At 59.0% G+C, this 22,746-nt stretch carries 20 protein-coding genes and 1 pseudogene; 8 read left to right on the forward strand and 13 right to left on the reverse strand.

Translation table 11 applies throughout. From position 1 onward, the window contains the following. Window positions 1-40: 40 nt before the first annotated feature. The gene (locus PSQ90_RS03280; RefSeq protein WP_407648157.1) at window positions 41-2,413 is read left to right on the forward strand and encodes a glucose/quinate/shikimate family membrane-bound PQQ-dependent dehydrogenase; all 2,373 of its coding nucleotides are present in this window, start codon (window positions 41-43) and stop codon (window positions 2,411-2,413) included. A gap of 64 nt (window positions 2,414-2,477) precedes the next feature. On the opposite strand, the gene PSQ90_RS03285 is transcribed toward PSQ90_RS03280, so the two are convergent. Continuing rightward, complete coding sequence (locus tag PSQ90_RS03285) at window positions 2,478-3,092, reverse strand: biotin transporter BioY (protein WP_282212018.1); 615 nt, start codon at window positions 3,090-3,092, stop codon at window positions 2,478-2,480. 264 nt (window positions 3,093-3,356) lie between these two features. Between PSQ90_RS03285 and PSQ90_RS03290 the strand changes: the two genes are divergently transcribed. After that, window positions 3,357-4,103, forward strand: a complete 747-nt coding sequence (locus PSQ90_RS03290) for an MBL fold metallo-hydrolase (protein WP_282212019.1) — start codon at window positions 3,357-3,359, stop codon at window positions 4,101-4,103. On the opposite strand, the gene PSQ90_RS03295 is transcribed toward PSQ90_RS03290, so the two are convergent. After that, window positions 4,100-4,912, reverse strand: a complete 813-nt coding sequence (locus PSQ90_RS03295) for a DUF1499 domain-containing protein (RefSeq protein WP_282212020.1) — start codon at window positions 4,910-4,912, stop codon at window positions 4,100-4,102. The genes PSQ90_RS03290 and PSQ90_RS03295 overlap by 4 nt on opposite strands. A 79-nt stretch (window positions 4,913-4,991) precedes the next feature. After that, window positions 4,992-5,621 (reverse strand): pyridoxamine 5'-phosphate oxidase, encoded by a 630-nt coding sequence (gene pdxH / locus PSQ90_RS03300; RefSeq protein WP_282212021.1) that lies wholly within the window; start codon window positions 5,619-5,621, stop codon window positions 4,992-4,994. Between the two features lie 142 nt (window positions 5,622-5,763). Here pdxH and PSQ90_RS03305 point away from each other — a divergent pair, with 142 nt between their 5' ends. Then, entirely contained in the window at window positions 5,764-6,720 is a 957-nt protein-coding gene (locus PSQ90_RS03305) for a DnaJ C-terminal domain-containing protein (protein ID WP_282212022.1), read from the forward strand. A 22-nt stretch (window positions 6,721-6,742) separates the two neighbouring features. On the opposite strand, the gene PSQ90_RS03310 is transcribed toward PSQ90_RS03305, so the two are convergent. Continuing rightward, window positions 6,743-7,681: an L-threonylcarbamoyladenylate synthase gene (locus PSQ90_RS03310; protein WP_282212023.1), complete on the reverse strand. Its 939-nt coding sequence runs from the start codon at window positions 7,679-7,681 to the stop codon at window positions 6,743-6,745. A gap of 80 nt (window positions 7,682-7,761) precedes the next feature. On the opposite strand from PSQ90_RS03310, the gene PSQ90_RS03315 reads away from it, so the two are divergent. Genes PSQ90_RS03315 through PSQ90_RS03330 form a run of 4 tightly spaced genes read left to right on the forward strand, consistent with a single transcriptional unit; the run spans window position 7,762 to window position 10,328 of the window. After that, the gene (locus PSQ90_RS03315; protein WP_282212024.1) at window positions 7,762-8,709 is read left to right on the forward strand and encodes a histone deacetylase family protein; all 948 of its coding nucleotides are present in this window, start codon (window positions 7,762-7,764) and stop codon (window positions 8,707-8,709) included. 10 nt (window positions 8,710-8,719) lie between these two features. Next, on the forward strand, window positions 8,720-8,971 hold the full coding sequence (locus tag PSQ90_RS03320; protein WP_282212975.1) for an exodeoxyribonuclease VII small subunit: 252 nt from the start codon (window positions 8,720-8,722) through the stop codon (window positions 8,969-8,971). Between the two features lie 26 nt (window positions 8,972-8,997). After that, complete coding sequence (locus tag PSQ90_RS03325) at window positions 8,998-9,594, forward strand: SCO family protein (RefSeq protein ID WP_282212025.1); 597 nt, start codon at window positions 8,998-9,000, stop codon at window positions 9,592-9,594. After that, entirely contained in the window at window positions 9,591-10,328 is a 738-nt protein-coding gene (locus tag PSQ90_RS03330; protein ID WP_282212026.1) for a TlyA family RNA methyltransferase, read from the forward strand. Before PSQ90_RS03325 ends, PSQ90_RS03330 begins: the two co-directional genes overlap by 4 nt. Window positions 10,329-10,332: 4 nt before the next feature. On the opposite strand, the pseudogene glyS reads toward PSQ90_RS03330, so the two are convergent. From glyS to PSQ90_RS03360, 6 genes and pseudogenes are all read right to left on the reverse strand, one after another. Continuing rightward, a pseudogene (gene glyS / locus PSQ90_RS03335) lies at window positions 10,333-12,356 on the reverse strand (glycine--tRNA ligase subunit beta). Window positions 12,357-12,434: 78 nt separating this feature from the next. Beyond that, entirely contained in the window at window positions 12,435-14,342 is a 1,908-nt protein-coding gene (locus PSQ90_RS03340; RefSeq protein WP_282212027.1) for a DUF2207 domain-containing protein, read from the reverse strand. Window positions 14,343-14,346: 4 nt separating this feature from the next. Then, entirely contained in the window at window positions 14,347-14,907 is a 561-nt protein-coding gene (locus tag PSQ90_RS03345; RefSeq protein ID WP_282212028.1) for a LemA family protein, read from the reverse strand. 103 nt (window positions 14,908-15,010) lie between these two features. Continuing rightward, on the reverse strand, window positions 15,011-15,913 hold the full coding sequence (locus tag PSQ90_RS03350; RefSeq protein ID WP_282212976.1) for a glycine--tRNA ligase subunit alpha: 903 nt from the start codon (window positions 15,911-15,913) through the stop codon (window positions 15,011-15,013). A 73-nt stretch (window positions 15,914-15,986) separates the two neighbouring features. Further along, window positions 15,987-16,226, reverse strand: coding sequence for a hypothetical protein (locus tag PSQ90_RS03355; protein WP_282212029.1), 240 nt, complete (start codon window positions 16,224-16,226; stop codon window positions 15,987-15,989). An 88-nt stretch (window positions 16,227-16,314) separates the two neighbouring features. Then, entirely contained in the window at window positions 16,315-17,100 is a 786-nt protein-coding gene (locus tag PSQ90_RS03360) for a tRNA1(Val) (adenine(37)-N6)-methyltransferase (protein WP_282212030.1), read from the reverse strand. 83 nt (window positions 17,101-17,183) lie between these two features. On the opposite strand from PSQ90_RS03360, the gene PSQ90_RS03365 reads away from it, so the two are divergent. Further along, entirely contained in the window at window positions 17,184-18,212 is a 1,029-nt protein-coding gene (locus PSQ90_RS03365) for a polyprenyl synthetase family protein (RefSeq protein WP_282212031.1), read from the forward strand. Here the strand turns inward: PSQ90_RS03365 and PSQ90_RS03370 are convergent. The 3 genes from PSQ90_RS03370 to PSQ90_RS03380 are packed head-to-tail and all read right to left on the reverse strand — an operon-like array spanning window position 18,206 to window position 22,723. Continuing rightward, window positions 18,206-19,093, reverse strand: a complete 888-nt coding sequence (locus PSQ90_RS03370) for a 4-(cytidine 5'-diphospho)-2-C-methyl-D-erythritol kinase (RefSeq protein WP_282212032.1) — start codon at window positions 19,091-19,093, stop codon at window positions 18,206-18,208. The two genes, PSQ90_RS03365 and PSQ90_RS03370, sit on opposite strands and share 7 nt — an antisense overlap. Next, a complete protein-coding gene (locus PSQ90_RS03375) occupies window positions 19,094-20,950 on the reverse strand; it encodes a tetratricopeptide repeat protein (protein WP_282212033.1) in 1,857 nt (618 codons plus the stop codon). Window positions 20,951-21,007: 57 nt separating this feature from the next. Continuing rightward, window positions 21,008-22,723, reverse strand: coding sequence for an electron transfer flavoprotein-ubiquinone oxidoreductase (locus tag PSQ90_RS03380; protein WP_328517519.1), 1,716 nt, complete (start codon window positions 22,721-22,723; stop codon window positions 21,008-21,010). Window positions 22,724-22,746 lie beyond the last annotated feature (23 nt).

Below are 22,746 nucleotides of genomic sequence, written 5' to 3' on the forward strand. Positions count from 1 at the left end.
ACTTGTGCCGTTGGGCTGGCAACAATGCGGAGAAACTTTCATGAAAAATAATTCTGATACAATTTATTCCCGCGTCGTTGCCGTCATCATTGGCCTGTGCGGTCTAGCGCTGGTGGTGGGCGGCGGCTGGCTGATCGGGTTGGGCGGCTCGTGGTATTATGCTTTGACCGGCCTGGCGTTCCTGGCAACAGCAACCCTCATTATTCAGCGGCGGGTGCTGGCGCTTTGGGTTTACGCGGGCACCATCGCCCTCACCCTTGTGTGGTCGATCTGGGAGGTAGGGCTCGACTGGTGGGCCCTGGCGCCGCGCGGCGACGTCGTTGTCATTCTGGGCGTACTGTTGGCCCTGCCGTGGGCGGTGAATGCTTTGGGCTCGGGCCCGGGCAGTCGTCGCAACGCCTGGTTCGGCCTTGTGGGCAGTATCGTTCTTTCGATGTTGATTGGCTTGGCCGCCCTGTTCATTCCAAGCAACGATCTATCGGGCGATCTGCCGGTACGCGAAACGGCAGTGCGTCAGGTGGATCCGGTTCCCGATGGGGAGTGGCATGCCTATGGCCGTACGGCGCTGGGCCAACGCTATTCACCCCTTGCGCAAATCACGCCCGACAATGTGGCCAATCTGCAGGTTGCATGGACGTTCCAGACCGGTGACGTGCGCGGCGATGATGACCCGGTGGAAACCACCTACGAGGTTACGCCGCTCAAGATTGGAGACACGGTCTATCTGTGTACCCCCCACGATCTGGTATTTGCGCTTGATGCGGAGACCGGCGCTGAAAAATGGCGGTTTGACCCGCAACTCAAGCAACCATCCTCACAAAACACCCAGCATCTGACCTGCCGAGGCGTTTCCTATTCGGATGGCACCACGCAAAATCCACCAGCCAGCCCAACCTCGCCCGATTGCATGGCGCGGTTGTTCCTGCCCACGGTCGATGCGCGACTGATCGCCTTGAGCGCCAGTACCGGCAAAGTCTGCCCCGGTTTTGGCGGCGAAGACGGTACGGTTGATCTCTGGTCCAACATGCCCAATGTTGTGGGCGGCTCCTATTATTCGACCTCACCACCGGTGGTCACACCTGACCTCATCATTGTTGGTGGTGCGGTCAACGATAATGTCTCGACCACTGAACCGTCGGGCGTTATCCGCGCGTTTGATATCAACACTGGCGCGTTGGTCTGGAATTGGGACAGCCGCAATCCCGACCAGACCGCGCCAATTGCGGATGGACAAAGTTACAGCGAAAATTCGCCCAATAGCTGGAGCGTCTCCAGTTACGATCCGGCGCTTGGGCTGATTTATATTCCGATGGGCAATCAGCCGCCTGATCAGTACGGCGCAAACCGCGACGAAAATGTTGAGAAATATTCCTCTTCTATCGTGGCGCTCAATGCCGAAACCGGCAAGGTGGCATGGGTTTTCCAGGGCGTTCACCATGACCTTTGGGACATGGATGTGCCGGCCCAACCGAGCCTTTTGGATCTGACCATTGGCGGGCAGAACGTGCCTGCATTGGTTGCGCCTACCAAGCAGGGCGAGATTTTCGTTCTCAACCGCGAGACCGGCGAGCCGATCCTGCCAGTAGCCGAAGAACCAGCGCCGCAAGGGGCTGTTGAAGGCGATTTTACCGCCCCAACCCAGCCGGTGTCGGCGCTGTCGTTCAAACCCGAACCGTTGCGCGAATCCTCGATGTGGGGCGCGACCCTGTTTGATCAGCTGGCCTGCCGCATCGAATTTCGTTCGCTGCGCTATGATGGTCGTTACACGCCGCCCTCAAAGCAAGGCAGCATCATTTATCCGGGCAATTTCGGCGCCTTCAACTGGGGCGGTGTCGCCGTTGATCCGGAGCGGCAAGTGGTGTTTGCGATGCCAGTCTATCTGGCCTTCACTTCAAAACTCGTGCCGCGCCCTGATTCCGAGGAGCGGGTTGTGACCCAAGCCGATGGCCCGGCGTTTAACGAAAATTTTGGTGCCCCGTACGCGGCCAAAATGGGCGCGTTTCTGTCACCGCTCGGCCTGCCCTGCCAGTCGCCGCCATGGGGCTATGTAGCAGGCGCGGATCTGACGACGGGGCAGATCATATACAAGCACGTTAATGGAACCGTGCAGGATCTGTCCCCCCTCCCTCTACCGCTCAAGATGGGCGTACCGGGCATTGGGGGCCCGATCCTCACCAAGGGTGGCGTGGCGTTCCTCTCGGGCACGCTGGATTATTATGCCCGCGCCTATGATGTGACCACCGGCAGGCAATTATGGCAGAGCCGCCTGCCCGCTGGTGGACAGGCAACGCCGATGAGCTATTGGTCTGAGGCCAGCCAACGCCAGTTCGTCATCGTGGTGGTTGGCGGTCACGGCTCAACCGGCACTGAAGCGGGCGATTCCATTATCGCCTACGCGTTGCCGGAAAGCTGAGCGCAAATGCAAAGGCCGACCCCTCGCAGGGCCGGCCTTTTTTGTAGATTTTGTTGGGCTTTGATCAGCGCTTGGCTTTGATCATCGACCAGGCGCCGGTAACGGTCAAGGCAGCCAATGCCATTTTCAGAATGTCCCAGACGATGAATGGCTGAACGGCCTTGGCAAAGGCGGATGCCACGACATTGGTCTGGTCGATCCAGCCTGCCTGTCCGGCCATCGCCAGCAACCAGACAAAGCCGAGGGCGAACAACACAATTTCACCCAGCAACATCGCTCCAAACAGCATTGCAGGCTTGTTGGCGGCGCCCAGATCGCTGGCACGACCGATGATGTAGGCCATTGGCAAATAGCCCAACAGGAAACCGGTTGTCGGACCGGCGAAATAGGCGAGGCCACCGCCGGCAGCAAATACGGGCAGACCCATTGCGCCTTCCAGCAGGTAGGCGGCAACAGTTGCAACACCCAGGCGCCAGCCAAAGGCGGCAGCGATGGCGGCAACGGCAAAACTGGTCAGGGTCACCGGCACAGGCCAGACCGGCACACTGATCTTGGCACTGATGGTCAGCAGCAAAGTGCCCAACAGAACCGTCACCAGATTGGTGGCAAGCCTGGCGGTGTTTGACTTGGGCGCAAGCGCTCCCAGAATGGTGTTCGGCGTGGTCAGGGTCAGGGCCATTTTATACCTTTCGTGCCTCGAAAATTCGGCCATTGCGCGCCGAATGCGTTAGGAGTGCTCAAGCAATGTCATAATCTGTCGTTATCGTGAGCGCAATGGCCACCCCAGCCCCGTCCCTAAGCTTCAATAAGACGTTCGATCCGCAAACGGGCACGGTTGTTCAGTTAGCGCCTGATCTGGTGCGTTTGACCGCACCCAACGCCAGCCCCTTTACCTATACCGGCACCAACTGTTTCCTCATCGGACAGGAGCGTTTGGCCGTGGTTGATCCCGGCCCTATTGATCTCGTTCCATCTTGGCGCACTGCACCAGGCGATTGGCGGGCGCCGCGTCGACGCCATCATTTTGACTCACACACACAAGGATCATAGCGCGGTCGCCGCTCAATTGGCGGGCGAGTTGGGCGCACCACTCTGGTTTGGTGGCAGGCACCGGCTGTCGCGTCCCCTGCGCCCCTTCGAGCGCAATCCGATTCAGGGTTCCTGCGATTGGGACCTAAAACCCGACCGGGTGCTCGAACACGGCGACAGTTTGATGATCGACAAGACCCGGATCGAGGTCATCGCCACCCCCGGCCATTGCGCCAATCATCTGGCGTTCGGCCTGGTGGGCACGCCGATTCTATTGAGCGGCGACCACATCATGGGCTGGAATTCGACGCTGATTTCGGTTCCCGACGGTTCAATGGCCGATTATTTCGCCTCGCTCGATCAGGTACTGGCCAGCCCCTACCAACTTTATTTTCCCGCCCATGGCGGTCCAATTGCCGACGGCCCTGCCTATACACGGGCGCTTCGCGCCCATCGACACCAGCGCAACGGCCAAATCGTTGCCGCTGTGACCGAGGGTGCCCATTCCGTGGCGGCGATCACCTCCAAAATCTATCCCAATGTATCGTGGATCATACGGCGGGCGGCGAAAATGACTGTTGGCGCGCATTTGGAATATCTCGAAGCCAGTGGCGCACTAAGGGTTCATCGTCGTCCATGGGGCACGCGGATCAATCTCTAGGGTTGCGGTTCAGGGGGATCGTCGTCTGCATCAAGTGGCTGATTGATATTAGGATTATCGCGCAGCAGGTCGGTAACCTGATTATCCAGTGTGCCGAGAAATTTTTCTATCCTCAAGCCATTGGCGCCCAGATCGTGCGTCGCATTGAGCGAGGCCGAGCGCATGTCAACGCTTGAACGGGTCGCATCGCCAGAAACGCGCACAACCGCCTCATCGCGAAACCCCAGGAGCGTCGTCATACGCGCGTTGATGGTGCCGGGATCATCGGATCCGGTGGGGTCGTGACGCCCTCTGATTTCCCAACCCTGATCATCAATCATGCGGGCCACCAGCGCAAAAGTCTGGGCCGCGTTGAGGGGATAGTTGCGCGTTTTGGCATTGGGAAATGCCTTTTCCTGACGCGCATCATCCAGCAGCCTGGGGGGCGACATCTGCCGCGTTGTCGGGTCAAACACCAGTGGCAGCAATTGCCGTTGAGTGGTCGCTACGTCGGTCGTCTCAGGATAACGCAGCAACAGTGCAGCGGCATAACCAAAGGGAATCAGGCACAAAATACACAGCAACAGTGCCGAAATTGCCCGTCCCCAGCCCTGATCGCCAATGATCCAAAGCCGCACCAGGGCAATTAGCGCCGAAATCAGCCCCATCACGGTCACCGCAAGGGTGATCATCGCGAGATTGAGAAAGCTGTCGCTAGCCAGCAATTGCAGATGGTGCAGCACCAGCGGAATAACGACCATGGGTACGGCGATGCTGGCGATACGCCGCGACCAGATCGCCCATTTCGAAGTTCTGATTAATATGCGCAAGCTGTCATCGGTCCGGTTTCAGGCCCAACATAGCGCCAAGAGGTTGCTCGAGTTTGAATGGGGCTACAAGCCTTGCCGATCAGGGATAAAGTCGCTGGTGAGACCAGGGCGCATCGGTAGCGGTCCGCGAAAAACGAACCCGGTCATGCAGGCGAAACTCGCCATCTTTCCAGAACTCGATTTCTTGCGGGACCAGGCGAAAGCCAGACCAGTGTTCGGGGCGCACCATGGCGGCCTCGCCAATCTGTTTGGTCAAGTCGGCAACTTCGGCGCTCATTTGCGCCCGGCTGGCCAATGGTCGCGATTGTCTTGAGGCGGCCGAGGCAATCTGGGAGCCTTTGGGCCGCGAAGCAAAATAGGCATCGGCTTCGGCGGGTGTGACCACTTCGACCGGGCCGCGCACCCGGATCTGGCGGCGCAAAGACTTCCAGTGCATCACCATTGCCGCCTTGGGATGGGCGAGCAATTCGACACCCTTGGCGCTGCCAAAATTGGTAAAAAAGCAAAAGCCACGCGCATCGCGAACATTGAGCAGCACCATACGCACGTCGGGCATGCCGGTGTCATCGACGCTGGCCAAGGCCATGGCGTGGGGATCGCTGGGTTCGGATTGTCTGGCCTGGGCAAACCAGTCCTCGAATATTGCAAACGGGTCCAACACCGTGGGATCGTCGTCATCAAACAATATGTCGGTCAACGCTTTGGACATTGGGCATGGCTCGCTGGGATGATATTGGCTCGCAGGAATGATAATCGAAAACCAGTGCAAAACTGGACAATGGTGATCACCCTCGCCATATAGGACGTGAAACATGGGCGAAGCAACGCCCCCACACAGATGATTGGATACAATGCGCGACCCCTACAGTGTTCTCGGGGTGGCCCGTTCGGCGAGCGAGAAAGACATCAAGTCCGCCTATCGCAAGCTGGCCAAGGCACACCATCCCGATCAAAATCCTGAAGATCCGAATGCCCACGCAAAATTTGCCGAGGCAACGTCGGCATATGACCTGCTCAATGATGCGACCAAACGAGCGCAGTTTGATCGCGGCGAAATTGATGCGGACGGCAACCCCAAGTTTGCCGGCTTCAATCCCGGCGCCCATGGGGGTGCACGTGGCGCTCGAAATGGAGCCGCAGGCTTTTCGGCCGAGGACATTCTCAAGGAATTCATGAGCGGCTTTGGCGGCCAGCAACGCCCCGGTGGCGGCGCTGCTGGTGGTGGTGGCGGTGGTCGCAGCGCCAGTGGTGGCCAGTGGGACCCGTTTGCTGGCGGCACTGCCAATGCGGGCCATGGTGGGCGCGGCGATGATATTGTGGTCAATGCCACGGTGTCGCTCGAAGACGCTCACAAGGCCAGTGCGATCAACGTGCGTATGCCAAGCGGCAAGATGCTGTCGGTCAAACTGCCCGAAAAAGTTGAAGAAGGTCAGCAAATTCGTCTTAAAGGCCAGGGTTCACCCTCTCCCTACGGCGAGCCCGGCGATGCGCTGGTCACCATCCGCTTTGCCAAGAGCAAGCAGTTCCGCAAGGACGGGCAAGACATTCGCGTCGACATGCCGATTGCGCTTTATGAAGCAGTCTTGGGCACCAAGGTGCGGGTGCCAACGCTGGATGGGTCAGTCGAATTGAACCTGCCGCCGGGCGTTGATACGGCCAAGTCGCTGCGCCTCAAGGGCAAGGGCCTTTATGGCGATGGCGACCTGTTCGTCAATCTCAAAGTGGTGCTGCCCAAGGGCGGCGATGCCGATCTTGAAAGCCTGATGCGCTTCTGGCGCGACCAAAAACCTTACAAGGTCAGAGACTGACGGGCTTGCGTCCGTCGCGTCCTTAGCGGGGTGCGGCGGCGCGTTCCAGCCGATCATTGATGGCCTCACCCAGCCCATGGGTTGGGATCGGCGCGACGGCGATGGCGGTGGCCCCGGTTTCATCAAGTTGCTGGAGCATGGCAAACAGGTTGCGTGCGGCCTCATGCAGATCACCATTGATCGAGAGATTGAGCTGGCCGTGAACCGCGCCAAAACCCAATAGAGTTTCGCTTGCCGCGGGCTCGGTGACGTTGAGGCGCACCTGCGCATTGGGCGCATAATGGCTCGCCAGCATGCCCGGTGCTGCAACGGGCGCGCTTGCCTCGACATCAAGCACGCGCAACCCGGTCACACTCTCAACGCGCGCCCGGGCCAATCCGCCAGCTCGCAATTGATAGAGCGCGTCGCCATCGACCGCGATAATCGTTGATTCGACCCCCGCCATGCAGGGTCCACCATCAAGCACCGGCACTTTTCCCGCGAATCCCTTACGCACCTGTTCGGCGCTGGTTGGTGACAGTTTGCCCGATGGATTGGCCGAGGGCGCCGCGAGTGGTTGACCCACGCTGGCCAGCAATTCCAGCGCCAGCGGGTGGGATGGAATGCGCAGGGCGACAGTATCCAGCCCCGCCATGGCGATATCGGACAGTCCGGTGTTGTTGCGCCGTGGCAGCACCAGCGATAATGGACCGGGCCAGAACACCTCGGCCAACTGCAACGCCCGTGGCGAGAATTCGGCCAGCGTCTTGGCCATCGCCAGATCGGCGCAGTGGATGATCAACGGATTGAACCGTGGACGGCCCTTTGTGTGGTAGATTGACAGCACCGCATCGGTATTGGTGGCGACGGCGCCCAGCCCATAAACGGTTTCGGTGGGAAAGGCGCAAAGCTTGCCTGCGCGCAGCAATCGGGCAGCGTCGGCAACTGTCATTGGATCATTTGGGGCGGCGGAAGCGTTCATTATCATGGGCGCTGTTTGACAACAGCACGTCGGCGCGTCAAGACGATCCTTCGAGCCCGGGACCAGGGAAAGGTGACAGGGTGACCACGCTACTCGTCAGCCAGCCCAATTTTGAACGACACACCACGCCCGTTGGCCATCCCGAGCGCGCTGATCGCATTCGCGCGGTCGAGGAAACCTTGACCCAACGCCAGTTCGACGGCCTGTTGCGGCGCAATGCGCCGAGCGCCGACCTGGTCCTGGCCGAACTGGTTCATGGCCCGCAATATCTGCAAAAACTGCGCAGCGCCCGCCCGGCCGAAGGCATCGGTCAGCTGGATGGTGACACTTATATTTCCTCCCGTTCGCTCGATGCCATCGCCACCGGTCTGGGTGGCGCGCTATCGGCCCTTGATGCGGTCATTCTGGGCGAAGTCGACAACGCCTTTTGCGCTATTCGCCCGCCTGGCCATCATGCCGAAATCGACACCCCCATGGGCTTTTGCCTGATCAACACCATTGCCATTACGGCGCGCGAAGCGCAGCGCAAATATGGTGCGGACCGGGTGGCGATCATTGATTTTGATGTGCACCACGGCAACGGCACCCAGGACATTTTCAAGGCCGACTCCAGCGTTTTTTACGCATCGAGCCATCAGATGCCGCTTTATCCCGGTACCGGCGATCCCAGCGAGACCGGGGTTGGCAATATTTTGAACGTTGGCCTGCCGCCGCTCAGCGATGGGGTGATCATGCGCGAGGCCTATGACACGCTGATCCTGCCAGCGCTTGCGGCGTTTGCACCAGATATCATACTGGTTTCGGCCGGGTTTGACGCCCACCAGCGCGACCCGTTGGCGCAGCTGAACTGGACCGGCGGCGATTTTGCCTGGATTACTGGCCGTTTGATGGAAATTGCCGAGGCCCGGTGCGGCAATCGCATTGTCTCAATGCTCGAAGGTGGGTATGACCTCAAGGGTCTGGCCAATGGTGCCGCTGCTCATGTCGGCATGCTGATGGATGGTGCGCTGGGCAATCTGGATGACTGACAAGGAGCCGATCATGGCTGAACCCACCAATGACGACGTCAAGACGCTCAGCTTTGAGGCAGCGCTTGAACAGCTTGAGCAAATCGTTGGCAAGCTGGAGAGCGGCAAGGCTCCGCTGGCCGAATCCATTGCCATTTACGAACGCGGCGAAGCGCTCAAATCTCATTGCGAAACCCTGCTCAAGACGGCAGAGGCCCGGATCGAGAAAATCACCCTGTCGCGCGATGGCCAGCCGGTAGGCAGCGAGCCGCTGGACGCCTGAGCCGAGCGCTTACCTCACGAGTTTTCATGTCGCCCCAATCTCTTCGCAATTTCCGCATCGTCTTGTGGACGCTGGTCGCCATTGTGGCGGTCGGTGCCACGGCAATGTACCTGTTCAAGCCCCCCGCCCGACCCTTGGGTGTTTCAGGCCAAAGTTTTGCCATGGCTGCAACCACGGGCGGCCAGTTCACCCAAAAGGACTTGCTGGGCGAGCCGAGTCTTGTGTTTTTTGGCTACACGTTCTGCCCGGACGTCTGCCCCACCACGCTGGCCGAAACCACAGCCTGGCGTCAGGAGCTTGGCCTGAAACCGGATGATCTGCGCATCATTTTCGCAACGATCGACCCCAGCCGCGACACGCTGCCAATCGTTAAATCCTATGTCGAAGGCTTTGATCCATCAATCATCGGTCTGGTTGGCGATCAGCAGCAGACCGATGATATCAAGGCGGCGTTCGGAGCCTATTCCGAAATTAATGGGGCAACTGATGATCCTTATTACCTGGTTGATCACACGGCGTTGATTTACATGATCGAAGCTGATGGCAGCTTTGCCGGCACCATTGCTTATGATGAGGCGAGCGATGTGGCGTTGGCCAAGATCAAACGGCTGATCCAGCCGTGAGCGAGCGCATTCGCCTCGATCTGGCGCTCGAACAACGCGGTCTGCTGCCCAGTCGCGCCCGCGCCCGCGATGCCATATTGCGCGGCACAGTGACCATTAACGGTGCGGTTGCCGTCAAGCAGAACCAAATGGTTGGTCCGAACGACAAAATCATACTCGATGATCCGGCTGCCCGCTATGTGTCGCGCGCTGCGCTCAAGCTCGTTGCGGGACTTGATGCCGGCGACATCGCCGTTAAAGAGCGCTTCTGCCTTGATGTAGGCTCATCGACGGGCGGTTTTACCCAGGTTCTGATGGAACGCGGCGCCGCCAAAATCTATGCGGTCGATGTCGGCCACGACCAATTGCATCAACGGCTCAAGGGCTCCAACAAAGTGGTCAGCCTTGAAGGGGTCAACGCCAGGGATCTGTCGGTCGCAATCGTCCCCGATCCAATTGATATTCTGGTCAGCGATGTGAGCTTTGTGTCGGTGGTCAAAATTCTTGTCGCCCCACTGGCGCTATGCAAATCCGGCGCCGACGCAGTAATCCTGTTCAAGCCGCAGTTCGAAGTGGGTCGGCGCAATATCGGCAAGGGCGGCATCGTCACCGACGATCAGGCAATTGCCAATGCGCTCGATGAAATGATCGCCTTTATGGACGAAAACGATTTTGCCCACCGCATGTCGATTGCCTCGCCGATCACGGGCGGTGATGGCAACACTGAAACAGTCGCCGTCTTCCGTCGCCGATAGGCCCCTACCCGGCAATCTTTGAGAAATCAGCAACCAGATGCATGGTGTCGCGCAAGCGCGCCAGAAGGTTCAGCCGATTGGCGCGCACGGCTGCGTCTTCGTCATTGACCAGCACCTGAGTAAAAAACGCATCAACCGGACCGCGCAATGTCGCCAGTTCGGTCATGGCGCCCTTGTAATCATCATGCTTGATTTGCTCGCCGACGGCCGCGTGCACGGCATCGACCGCAAAGGCCAGCGCCGTTTCCTCTGTCAGTTTCAGAACGCTCTGATCAACGGTTCCGGCAAAGCTGACGCCATCCTTTTTCTCTTCGGCCACCAGAATATTGGCGGCGCGTTTGTAGCCTGCCAGCAGATTGACCCCGTCTTCAGAGGATAAGAGCGCCGATAGAGCATCGACCCGTTGGGTAATCTGCAAAATGTCGTTGCTGTTCTCAGCAATCACCGCATCGACCAGATCATGGCGCGCGCCCGCGTCGCGCAAGACGCCCTTCAGCCGATCATGGAAAAAGGCCAGAAGATCGGGTTCAACCTCAAGCGGCAGGCGCAGATTGTTTTCCGAAATAATCCGGATCACACCGAGCGCGGCGCGGCGCAATGCAAACGGATCGCGCGATCCCGTCGGCTTTTCGTTGATCGCCCAAAAACCGGTCAACAGATCAAGCTTGTCGGCGAGCGCCACGGCAATCGCCACCGGTTCAGTCGGCACCTGATCAGAGGGGCCGACGGGCTTATAGTGCTGTTCGATCGCATTGGCGATGGCTGAGGGCTCGCCCTGCGCTGTGGCGTAATAGCGCCCCATCAGGCCCTGCAATTCGGGAAATTCGCCAACCATGCCGGTGACCAGATCGGCCTTGGCCAGCATGGCAGCGCGCTTGGCGGTTTCAACATCGGCGCCGACCTTTGGCGCAATCTCACCGGCCAGCTTGATCAGCCGATCCACCCGGGCAAACTGGGTACCCAGCTTGGCGTGAAACACCATGTCTTCAAGTTTGGGCAAACCATTTTCGAGCGGCAACGCCAGGTCGTTCTTGTAAAAGAATGCTGCATCGCTCAGCCGTGCACGGATAACTCGCTCATTACCCGCCGTAATCAACGCGCCGCCGTCGCTGGCTTCGGTATTGGCGGTGATGATGAAATTGGGTGCCAGCTTGCCCTCGCCATCACGCAGGCAGAAGCACTTCTGATTGGCGCGGATGGTGGCAATGATCACTTCTTCAGGCAGGTTGAGGAAAGCGGGATCAAAGCTGCCCATCATCACAACCGGCCATTCGACCAGTCCGGCAACCTCTTCCAAAAGCCCTTCGTCAGCAATGACGTTGAGTCCTTGAGCGAAAGCCAGATGTTCGGCATCGGTGCGAATGATGTCCTTGCGTCGGTCCAGATCCAGCACAACCTTGGCGCGTTCCAGCGCTGTGACATAATCATCAAACCGGCGGACCCTGATGGCGCCGGGGGCGAGAAAACGGTGCCCGTAAGTCGTTTGGCCGGCATTCAATTCGCTGGCCGCAAAAGGGATAACCACAGGCTCGTCATTGTCAGTGCCAAAGGTTGCGGTAATGGCGCGCAGCGGGCGCACCCAATTGAAGCCGCCGTTGCCCCAGCGCATGGATTTTGCCCAGCCAAAGCCAGTCAGGATTTTTGGCAGGACTGTCGCAAGAATATCGACAGCGTCGGCCCCGGCCTTTTCGATGACGGCAACATAAAAATCGCCCTTCTTCGGATCGCTCTCAATCTTGGCCTGCTCGACATTGTCCAGTCCGGCGGCGCGCAAAAAGCCATCGACAGCCTGTTGCGGCGCTCCAACCTTTGGCCCTTTTTTTCTTCGCGTGTGTCCGGCGAGCGCGCTGGCAGACCGGTTACTGTCAGCGCCAGACGACGCGGCGTCACAAAGGCGCTGGCGCCCTCATAGATCAGCCCCGCGTCGACCAGCGCATTGGTCACCGCCTTTTTCAGATCTTCGGCCGCGCGCCGCTGAAAACGGGCGGGAATTTCTTCGGAAAACAGCTCAAGCAGCAATTCAGGCATGGGATGACCAGTCAGTTGGAACGCGGCCTGCCTAGCAAGCCCGGTTGGGGTTGTCCACTTGGGATTGGGCGAAAATGGCTACCAGCCGCCGCCCCCGCCGCCGCCGCCGCCGCCACCGGACGAGCCGCCACCGCCGCCGCCAGAGGACGAAGATTGAACCGGTTGGGCCGCAACCATTGCGGCGCTCATCGACGTTGCCGCCGTGCTGATATCGGATGCAAAACGGTTGGCGGAGAAATTGCTGCCCGAGTACCACATCGGGTAATAGCCGCCCCCCGATGGCTGATCGGCCACCGCATTGCGGGCCAGTTCACCTTGAAAATGCTCCGACCATGGTTTTTCGACACCCAACGCAATGGCGAACGGCAAGAGCGCCTCAAACCGTTTGACGGTCATCGGCGGGGCCTTGTCCATATTGAGCCGGTTCTTTTCAGCGGTTTCGAGATAGAGCTTGAGACCGTCAATCTTGTCCATCGCAGCGCGGCCCACCACTGTGGGGGCGCGCATCAGAATGGCAAAAATTATGGTGGCGGCAACGATGGTGATCCCGGCCAGCGTCGCGCTGGAAAAGCGCAAGGTGCTCAAGGCCGTTAGCGCGCCACCGGCCATATTGATGCCAACGATCGCTATCCAGCCAAATAGCAGGATCTTGCTGAACGCGTTGCCGGCCATAATTTTTTTACTGGTTCCGCCAAAGCCACCGATGAAAACGCCGGCGACCACTGCAATGATCAGGAATGGCAATTCGATATAACCGAGCCAAACCATAACCCCCAGCATCGCCAGCGCCAGCACGCCTCCCAACAGCGAATAGCCGACATTGTTGCGGAACCACACACCCCCGTGCTGCCCCACAATGGTGCTGATGAATTCGGAACGTTTGGTGTTGAGTGTCGGCCCGGTTGCCTTGTTGATGGTAAAGCCGCCACTTGATCGGACGTAATCGAACAGTTTGGTTTCGGCCGGGGTCAAATCAGTGTTGGCGGTGCGCCCGGTGGGTGTCACTTTCAAATCCCCGGCATTGTCGATCTGCACCAATCCCTTGACGCCAAGGTTGAAAATGGCGGCGGTAAAGGCGGTCCAGCCATTGTTCTTCCAGCCCCAACTGTCGATATATTGCGCCAGCGCTGGCGACACATCATGTGGCGGATGAAATAGTGGGATGACAATGCCTTTTTTGGGGTCGCGCCCGACGCGCCACCAGGCCAGACTGAAATAGATCAAGGTCAGGAGCGCGCCCAGGCCGGGTATGATCGACGCCTGCCGGTCGGTGAGCCAATATAAAAACTGTGTCTCGGATGACGGTGGCACCAAAATGCCTTTTTGAAACGAAACGGCATAGGTCAACCCCTCTCCCGGGGCCAGGGCGATAGTTGAACGGATCGTGGCCCGGTTCGGAGCAGGTTGGGTCATTTTTACGTTCTGGGCGGTTGACCCCACTTCGCCTGTATAACCCGAAATATCGGAAATTCTGGCGCCATCGGGCAGCGTTACCGTGGCGATTGATGCCAGAATGGGGAAATTCCAGTAGTTGCCGGTGGCGTTCCAGTAGACCTCGTCATGGTCGGGGAAAAACCGCCCCATGCGGGTCATGGTGTAATTGATGCGATAGCGGTGAACGCCCGGCAGCACCAGCACATCGGGGTCACCAATCCAGATGCGGATGAAGTCGCCCATGCGCTCGGTACGGAACGGTTCCTGCAGCTTGCCGCGCATGACCGTCAAAACATGCAGAGCGGGCCGCACCCGCACGCCGTCATCGTCCAGCATCACCACGGGAATATCGCGATAGATGCCGCGCCTTATCTGATTGCCCTCGGCGTTGACGTCGAGAATCTCCGTGACATCAACAGTGCCGTCTGCTGCCAAAACCAGATTTGAGGTAAAGCTGCGTATTTCTTCGCGCGCCAGCCCCGGCGAAACCGCCAGCAACAGGCAGGCAATGGCCAGCAGCAGTCTTGGTAGCAGCCTTGGCAGCGCGTCCATCTTTCTAGTTGAACTTGACGTTGGGAACGGCACGATCCTCAACGTTCTCCAGCTCAAAATATTCAGCCTTCGTAAAACCAAAGGCGTTGGCGACAAAATTGGATGGCACCGATTCAACTGCAACATTGAGATTGCGCACCGCGCCGTTGTAATAACGGCGCGCCATCTGGATTTCATCCTCAACCGTTTGTAGCGCTCCCTGAAACTCAAGAAACGTCGTGTTGGCCTTGAGGTCGGGATAGGCTTCAGCCACCGCCAGCAAGCGCCCCAACGCGCCCGACAGCAGCCCTTCGACCTTGGAGCGTTCGCCCGGCGTGCCATTGCTGGCATTTTGCGCTGCGGCCCGCGCATTGGTGACTGCTTCAAGCGTTTCGCGCTCGTGGCCCATATAGCCTTTGACGGTTTCCATCAGATTGGGGATCAGATCGGTGCGACGCTTGAGCTGCACGTCGATCCCCGACCACCCCTCTTCAGCCATCTGCCGCTTGCTCACCAGCCCGTTGTAAAGACTGATGGCATAGCCGATTGCCACGACAATAATGCCAAGAATAATCCAGGTCGTCATAAGTCACCGCTCCCAAGCCCAACAGGAATCAACAATGGCATCGCGATCATTGTGGCGCAATGGCTGGTGTTGGGGCGGTTCTCGGCTAATGCGGTAGGCTACGTCAGGCGCCGCCACCCTCGGTCTGCAGCCAGGCAGCACCGCAGGCCTTGGCCATTTCGCGAATGCGCAGGATATAGCTTTGCCGCTCGGTCACCGAAATGACGCCGCGCGCATCGAGCATGTTGAAGCTGTGGCTGGCCTTGATCACCTGCTCATAGGCGGGCACGGCCATGGTCTGCCGGTTGGCACCGTCGGCACCCTGCTTCAGAATCGACTGGCATTCGTCCTCGGCATCCTTGAAGTGGCGGAATAGCATGTCGGTGTCGGCGGCTTCAAAATTATACTTTGAAAATTCCCGCTCATTTTGCAGGAACACATCGCCATAGGTAACCCTGTCGGCACCTTCGCGGCCGTTGAAGTTCAGATCGTAAACATTTTCAACGCCCTGCACATACATGGCCAGCCGTTCCAGCCCATAGGTGATTTCGCCCGGCACCGGCGAGCACTCAAACCCGGCCACCTGCTGGAAATAGGTGAATTGGGAAACTTCCATGCCGTCGCACCAGCACTCCCAGCCCAACCCCCACGCCCCCAGCGTCGGGCTTTCCCAATCGTCCTCGACAAAGCGAATGTCGTGCAGCTTGGCGTCCAGCCCGATTTCGGCCAGCGACTGCAAATAGAGTTCCTGGATATTGTCCGGGGATGGCTTGAGGATCACCTGAAACTGATAATAGTGCTGCAAGCGGTTGGGGTTTTCCCCATATCGCCCGTCGGTGGGGCGGCGCGACGGCTGCACATAGGCGGCCTTCCAGGGCTTGGGGCCGAGCGAGCGCAGCGTGGTTGCGGCATGAAAAGTGCCGGCACCCATTTGCATGTCATAGGGTTGCAGAATGACGCAACCCTGCTCGGCCCAGAAGTGTTGCAGGGTCAGCAACAATCCCTGAAACGAATTGCGGGGGTCCATGTGCGCGGGGCGGTCGGTCATCAGCTCGGTCCTGTCTTGTCGGCCAATTGTCTAGTTTGGCCGCTTCGCAGGGTCAACGCCGTTTGTTCTTCTCATCATCCCCGGGACGAAAAATTCCGTCGCCATCGCGCTTGAGATCAATGACATCATTGCGCTTGCGATCATTGAGGTCGCGTTCGCGCCGACGCGTGCGTTCCTCGATTTCCTCAGATCTGAACTGTTTGGTCCAATCGCGCCAGATCTTGGCAATACCGAGGTAGATGGCAAGCCCGATCAGGCCGAATATCAGGATGCGCAGCACGATTGCAGACATGGATTAGCGTTTCCTGTCGAATATTGAAAAGGGTTGAACCCTGACTACGTCTCCGGCGTCGCCCAGATTTAAGGTGTGTCGCGCCCAATTACCAGACAAGCCGCGCCCGTCCCCGGAATATGGCGTCAAATTCGGCTGCAAAGCCGCGCCCGGTTGGCCCATGAAGCGCTCGGCCCGCCAACATGTTGGTTGGTGCGCGCGACCCCTTGATCCCCTTGATCATGACGCGCGTCACCGGCTCGCCCGGACGCGGACTCATTGGCAGGATTATGACGCCACCAAAGCGTTGTTCGAACGCCGCCAACAGGGCACCAAGCGAATCGAGGGGATAGATAAATATGATTTCCCCACCCGGCGCCGCGCTTGCCGCAGCGGTCTTGACCCAGAGGTCGAGCAAATCCGCGCGCATATGCCGCGATCCCGCCCGACCTGGGTCAAGTGCAAGGGTGCCCTCGGTTTCCACAAAAAAAGGTGGATTGGCGATGACGCTGGCATAATAGTCGGTTTTAAGGCCCGCCGCCGCACGGACCGCGCCCTTTGCCGCAACATCGAGAACCATGGTTATCGCACGGTTGGCAAAATCATTGACGGCGATATTGTCCTTTGCCAACAACATCATATCCTGATTGTGATCAACCAGGGTGGCGTTTAGCGCCGCATTGTGGGCTAAACTGACAAGGCTTGCCGTGCCAACGCCAGCGCCCAGATCGAGCAGTGTTGTGCAGGCGCGATTGGTGGCGGCACCCAGCAAAACGCTGTCCAAACCGGCCCGAAAGCCGTTGCGCGGCTGCGACACTGTGAGGCGGCCATCGAGAAAGGCATCGCGCGTCAGCGTTTGGTGTTTTACAAATTCGCTTGGCTGGTCTAGGGACATCGCACCCAATTGGCCGGTTTTCAGGGCAACCTTATAGGCGCTCTGGCGGGTGTCTCAACCAGTTTTGCTGTCCCAGGGCAAACTTGAATGGTGTGGTAGTGTCGGTTCTGACGCAAAAAAAGCTAGAAATTGAGCCCAGCGCCATAGATCGGCTGCTGGAGAGTACGGCGTTGGACATGGCAAAGGTCAATGATCTGATCCTGACCCGAGCCGATTCTCATGTCGAAATGGTACCCGAATTGGCCCGCTATCTGATCGATAGCGGCGGCAAGCGCCTGCGTCCGATGCTGACCGTCGCGTCTGCGGCCCTGTTTGGTGGCGGCCACGGCAGTGCCATCAATTTCGCAGCGGCAGTTGAATTCATGCACAATGCCACCCTGCTGCACGATGATGTGGTGGATGATAGCGACATGCGGCGCGGTCGACCCGCCGCCCGGATGATCTGGGGTAATCAGGCCAGCGTTCTGGTTGGCGATTTTCTTTTGGGCCAGGCTTTCATGATGATGGTTGAAACCCGCGATGTCGACGCGCTGGGCGTTCTGGCCGCTGCCGCTGCTGCCATGGCGGAAGGCGAGGTGCTTCAATTGTCCAAGACGGGTGATCTGAGCACTACGGCGCAGGATTATGCCGCCGTCATCCGCGCCAAGACTGCGACCTTGTTTGAATCAGCGTGCGAAGTGGGTGCCATGGCCGGCGGGGCCGGCAAAATTGGCCGCCATGCCCTCAAGACCTTCGGTCTGGAATTGGGCAATGCCTTCCAACTGGTCGACGACGTGCTCGATTATCGCGGTGCGGCGGATACAATTGGCAAAAATCGCGGCGATGATCTGCGCGAGGGCAAGATGACGTTGCCGGTTATCCTGGCGCTAGCCGATGGCAGCAAGGCCGAACAGGATCTCATTACCGCAGCGCTTGGCGATGCCGAGGCCAGCGATGCAACGGTTGTGCAAATCGTGGAAATTCTTGAGCGTCACGAAACGCTCACCCAAACGCTGGATCAGGCGCGAGATCATGCCGATGCCGCTGTTGCAGCGCTCGAAGTGTTACCAACTTCAGAATTGCGGGACCTGCTGGCTGATGTCGTCCGGTTCAGCGTTTCACGCGCCTACTGATCAGGCACGATTAACGGCGCCGCCGTCACCCAATAATTGGCCGGGCTGGCGCGCAATTCGTGGGCTGCCTGATGGGCCTGACCATTCGAGCCGAAGAGGCCGAACACCGTTGCGCCCGACCCCGACATGCGCGCCAGAATACACCCCGGCGCCATCGCCAGCCGATCAATCAGCGTGCCGATTTCGGGTACAATCTTGACCGCAGGCGGTTGCAGATCATTGCGCGTTTCAGCCAGCCATATCCCCAGTTGCGCCGGCCGCGTCAGCGGGGAAGGCAATGCGGGCAGCGGATAATTGTCGTACCCGTTCATCCGCTTGAACACATCGGCGGTCGATACCTGGATCATTGGATTGACCAGAACAATATGGCAGGCGGGAAACTGGGCGAGCGGGGTGATCACTTCACCCACGCCCCGCGCCAATAATGGTTGAGAAATCAGGCAGGCTGGCACATCGGCACCCAGTTCGGCGGCCAGCGCGAACAGCTGTGGGTTATCGATTGTGCCCTGGCCCAACCGCGCCATGAGGCGCAACGCCGCTGCCGCATCGGCCGACCCCCCACCAAGCCCCGCGGCAATTGGAATGTTCTTGCGCAGTTCCAGCGCCAGTCCATGGGGCACGTTATCAGGCCATCTGGCCCTGAAGCCTGCGATGGCGCGAGCGACCAGATTGGTTTCGCCGTTGCTCAACCCTTCGCCAAACGGCCCGGTGATGACCAATGAATCCACTTCGGCTGCGCTGGCGTGCAGTTCGTCCGCCACCTCGGCAAAGACAAACAGGCTTTCAATGTCATGATAGCCGTTGTCGCGCCGCCCGATGACGTGCAGCGCGAGATTGATCTTGGCGGGTGCTGTCTCGACTGCCAGTTGTTCCGCCGTCACTCAGTTTGCCGCAGGCTTATCGCTGCTGGGCGAACCCATAGCTGGCTGCTTTTCGGTTAGAGGCGTTTTCTTTTTCTTGGTCGAGATCGCCGGAGCCGCCTCGGCAGCCTTGGCGGGTACGCCGGTGGCTGCCTCTGGCGCCATGGTCTCGGGAGTGAGGGCATGTTCGGCAAGTTTGGGCGCCACCCGCTCCGTCACTGTGCCAACTGTATCGACGGCCACGGCAATGGTCCATTGAAAGCGCGCCTCGAGCGAACGCCCGACCTTGAGATAGGCGTCGCCCAAATGGTCATTTATTTCGGGGTCATTGGGCAAGAGTTGCACGGCCTTTTCAAGCGTTGCCACTGCTTCCTGATCACGACCAAGCTTATAATAGGCCCATCCCAGACTATCGACGATATAGCCATCCTGTGGCGAAGCTTCGACAGCCTTCTTGATCATGTCCAGAGCGCGCAACAAATGCATGTTCTGGTCGATCCAGCTATAGCCGAGATAGTTGAGGACGGCGGGCTGTCCGGGCACCAGTTCGAGCGATTTGAGAAAATCGGCTTCGGCTTCAGGCCAGCGCTTGCCCCGTTCATAAGCGATGCCGCGCACATAATAAAAGCGCCAGTCGGTGGGGTGTTCACCGCCGGTCAGCGCCAATGCCTTGGTATAGGCAGCGGCCGCCTCATCGTATTTTTCGTCGTAACGCAACAGATCACCGAGCACGGAAACCGCGTCGAGATTATCGGGTTGAACCGCTACAATATTGCGCAATTTCTGCTCAGCGGCTGGCCGATCCCCCAACGCATCAAGATTTTGGGCAATCCGAACCGCAGCGGTAGAACGCATTATCGACTGGGGCGGGATGGTTTCATAAAGCTCGTTGGCCATCGCCTGTTGGCTGTTCTGGTCAAACAATTGGCCGACTGCCAGTTTGATCACGTCCGACTGCGGATCGAGATAAAGCGCCAGTCGTAAAAAGACCAGCGCCAGTTCGGTGCTATTGTCGCGCTGTAGAGCAACGCCGATGCCATGGTACATTTCAGCGGCCCCAATCAGGGCGCTGGTGGTGAATTTTCCCGGATGCTTACGCTCGGCAATCTCCTGCTTGACCCGGGTCACGACCGGGTGGGACAGGCCTCTGGCCTCGAAATTGTCGATGGCCGCCATGGCCTCGTCCCACTTGTCATTATCGGCAAAGACCCGGGCGTAGACTTCAACGATCCGGGCTACATAGGGTTCAGCCTCGAGTGCCTTGGCCACCAGATCCATGGCCTTGGCGTTGTCGCCTTCGGCTTCAGCCATCAGGGCACGGTGAAAGGCCAGAAAATCCTCCAATCCGTTCAACGACAATTCCTGCAGCAGCGCTTCGGCTTTGTCGACCTGCCTGTCCCCAATGAAGGCCCAGGCTCGCAGGACCGTGCCGGTAATGGCGGTAAAGCTGTCCTGGCTGACGGTGGACAGCATTGATTCGGTTTGAGCGTAATTACCGTTCTTGAGGGCCTGAGTACCGACCAGCACCTTGGCCAATTCGTTGCTTCCGTCTAATTCGAGCAGGCGCTTGGCCATGTCGGCGGCTTGGTCAACCTGCCCGTCGCTTGCCAGCGAAACGACGGCCCGCTCGACAATGATGCGGCTATCCCAATTGTCGCGGGCCGCTACGCCAAAATAGTCCGCCGCCTCATGGGTTCGCAGGTCATGCAATGCCTGTTGGCCTGCCACAAAGCTGCCGCTGGGGCTGACCCCGGGGGTCAGAAAATTCTTGATGATCGAGGCAGTCTTGGATTCGGCATGGGCGGCAGGAGCAATGGCTGCGCCAAGGACGACGGCCAGAAGCAGCGCACGCGCCAGACGGTTCAGAAGCTTTGTCACGAGGCGATATTCTCCCTTGGCCACCAGAGCCACAGTTTGGCGTAAAGATTGTCCAATTTAGGACTGCGCCGCAAGGCCACACGCGATTGTGTGAACGCAATAGATGCAAATCCCCAGACGTGGGGCGCTACATGCCGACATAATTGGGTCCACTGCCCCCTCAGGCGGCACCCAGGTAATGTTCTGGGCCGGGTCTTTGATATCGCAGGTCTTGCAGTGCACGCAGTTGGCCGCGTGGATGCGAAAAACCGGCTTGCCGTCCTGTTCACCGATCTCATAGACCCCAGCCGGACAATAGAGAGGGGCGGGTTCGCCATAACGCGGCAAATTCAGCGATATCGGCACGCCGGGATCCGCAAGTTGCAGATGCACCGGCTGGTCTTCATCATGGGCGATATTGGCCAGATAGACCGAGGAAGCGCGGTCAAACCGGGTCTTGCCGTCGGCGCGTTGATAGGCGCGGCCCGTTACGGCACTCCTGGGTTTGAGCGCCGCAAAATCGCGCTTCTTGTGATTGAGCCCGCCCAAAAACGACCGGCCAAGCAGGGCGCTACTCCAAAGTTCCACTCCTGCAGCGGCCACCCCGGCAACCGTGCCCAGGCGCGACCACAATGGCTTGACGTTCTGGACGGCGCGCAGTTCATCCTCGATGCCGGTGGTAAAGATCGTCTGTGCAAAATCCTCGATCACATCGTGCTGACGCCCCGCCGACACTGCACGAACCACCGCGTCGGCGGCACCGATGCCGGAGAAAATGGCATTGTGAATGGCCTTGAGGCGTGGCGCGTTCATGAAGCCCGCGGCGCACCCGATCAGCCCACCACCGGCGAACGCCAGGTGCGGTACCGATTGCCATCCGCCCGACGTCAGGGCGCGCGCGCCATAACTCAACCGCGTCGCCCCTTCGAGCAGTCTGGCAATGGATGGGTGGGTCTTGAAGCGTTGGAATTCATCAAACGGGGACAGGGTGGGATCGGCATAATCGAGATGCACCACCAGCCCCAGATAAAGTTTTCGATCCTGGGCATGATAGGCAAAGCCGCCACCAGAGGTGGCGTTGTCCAGCGGGAAACCCAGAAAATGATCGGCTTTGCCCGGCTGATGATTTTCCGCCGGTATTTCCCAGACTTCCTTGATGCCCAGCCCGTATTTTTGAGGCTGGCGCTCCAGATCGTGCGTGCCAATGATCTTTTTGGCCAGCGAGCCGCGTGCGCCTTCGGCCACCAGCGTATATTTGGCTTCAAGCGCGATACCGCTGGCAAAACCGGGCTTTTCATTGCCTTTTCGATTGCGTCCCAAATCGCCGGTAATGATGCCGCGCACCGGCCCGTCCTCATCGCCCAGCACATCAACCGCCGCCGTCATCGGAAAAATATCAACGCCCAGATCGGTGGCCTGTTCGCCTAGCCAGCGCACCAGATCGCCAAGGCTGACAATCACCCCATTTGGTGTTTTCATCTGCGGGGGCAGGGCAAAATGGGGAATGGTGAAATCGCTCCTGGCGGTCAGGAAATGATAATCGTCGCGGCTGACATGGGGGCCGACCGGTGCACCCATTTTGCGCCAATCGGGCAATAGTGCATCCAGCCCCGCCGGATCCATGACCGCGCCCGAAAGAATATGCCCGCCAACTTCGGCGGCCTTTTCCACGACGGTCACGGCGATTTCGGGATTTTTCTGCTTGATGCGGATGGCGGCGGCGAGCCCCGCAGGTCCCGCGCCCACGATCAACACATCGGTGGGCAGGGTTTCGCGGTCGCCAGCTTGGGCCATGGATTTGCCTCGGTATTGGTCTT

Origin of the sequence: Devosia rhodophyticola (genome assembly GCF_028816475.1) — a bacterium.
In the GTDB taxonomy this organism is placed as follows: Bacteria; Pseudomonadota; Alphaproteobacteria; order Rhizobiales; family Devosiaceae; genus Devosia; species Devosia rhodophyticola.

Bases quoted from the DNA above. Each gene is read 5' to 3' on its own strand.
- PSQ90_RS03280 (WP_407648157.1), top strand. From the start codon at position 41: ATGAAAAATAATTCTGATACAATTTATTCCCGCGTCGTTGCCGTCATC.
- PSQ90_RS03285 (WP_282212018.1), bottom strand. From the start codon at position 3,092: ATGGCCCTGACCCTGACCACGCCGAACACCATTCTGGGAGCGCTTGCG.
- pdxH (WP_282212021.1), bottom strand. From the start codon at position 5,621: ATGTCCAAAGCGTTGACCGACATATTGTTTGATGACGACGATCCCACG.
- PSQ90_RS03305 (WP_282212022.1), top strand. From the start codon at position 5,764: ATGCGCGACCCCTACAGTGTTCTCGGGGTGGCCCGTTCGGCGAGCGAG.
- PSQ90_RS03310 (WP_282212023.1), bottom strand. From the start codon at position 7,681: ATGAACGCTTCCGCCGCCCCAAATGATCCAATGACAGTTGCCGACGCT.
- PSQ90_RS03325 (WP_282212025.1), top strand. From the start codon at position 8,998: ATGTCGCCCCAATCTCTTCGCAATTTCCGCATCGTCTTGTGGACGCTG.
- PSQ90_RS03340 (WP_282212027.1), bottom strand. From the start codon at position 14,342: ATGGACGCGCTGCCAAGGCTGCTACCAAGACTGCTGCTGGCCATTGCC.
- PSQ90_RS03345 (WP_282212028.1), bottom strand. From the start codon at position 14,907: ATGACGACCTGGATTATTCTTGGCATTATTGTCGTGGCAATCGGCTAT.
- PSQ90_RS03350 (WP_282212976.1), bottom strand. From the start codon at position 15,913: ATGGACCCCCGCAATTCGTTTCAGGGATTGTTGCTGACCCTGCAACAC.
- PSQ90_RS03355 (WP_282212029.1), bottom strand. From the start codon at position 16,226: ATGTCTGCAATCGTGCTGCGCATCCTGATATTCGGCCTGATCGGGCTT.
- PSQ90_RS03360 (WP_282212030.1), bottom strand. From the start codon at position 17,100: ATGTCCCTAGACCAGCCAAGCGAATTTGTAAAACACCAAACGCTGACG.
- PSQ90_RS03380 (WP_328517519.1), bottom strand. From the start codon at position 22,723: ATGGCCCAAGCTGGCGACCGCGAAACCCTGCCCACCGATGTGTTGATC.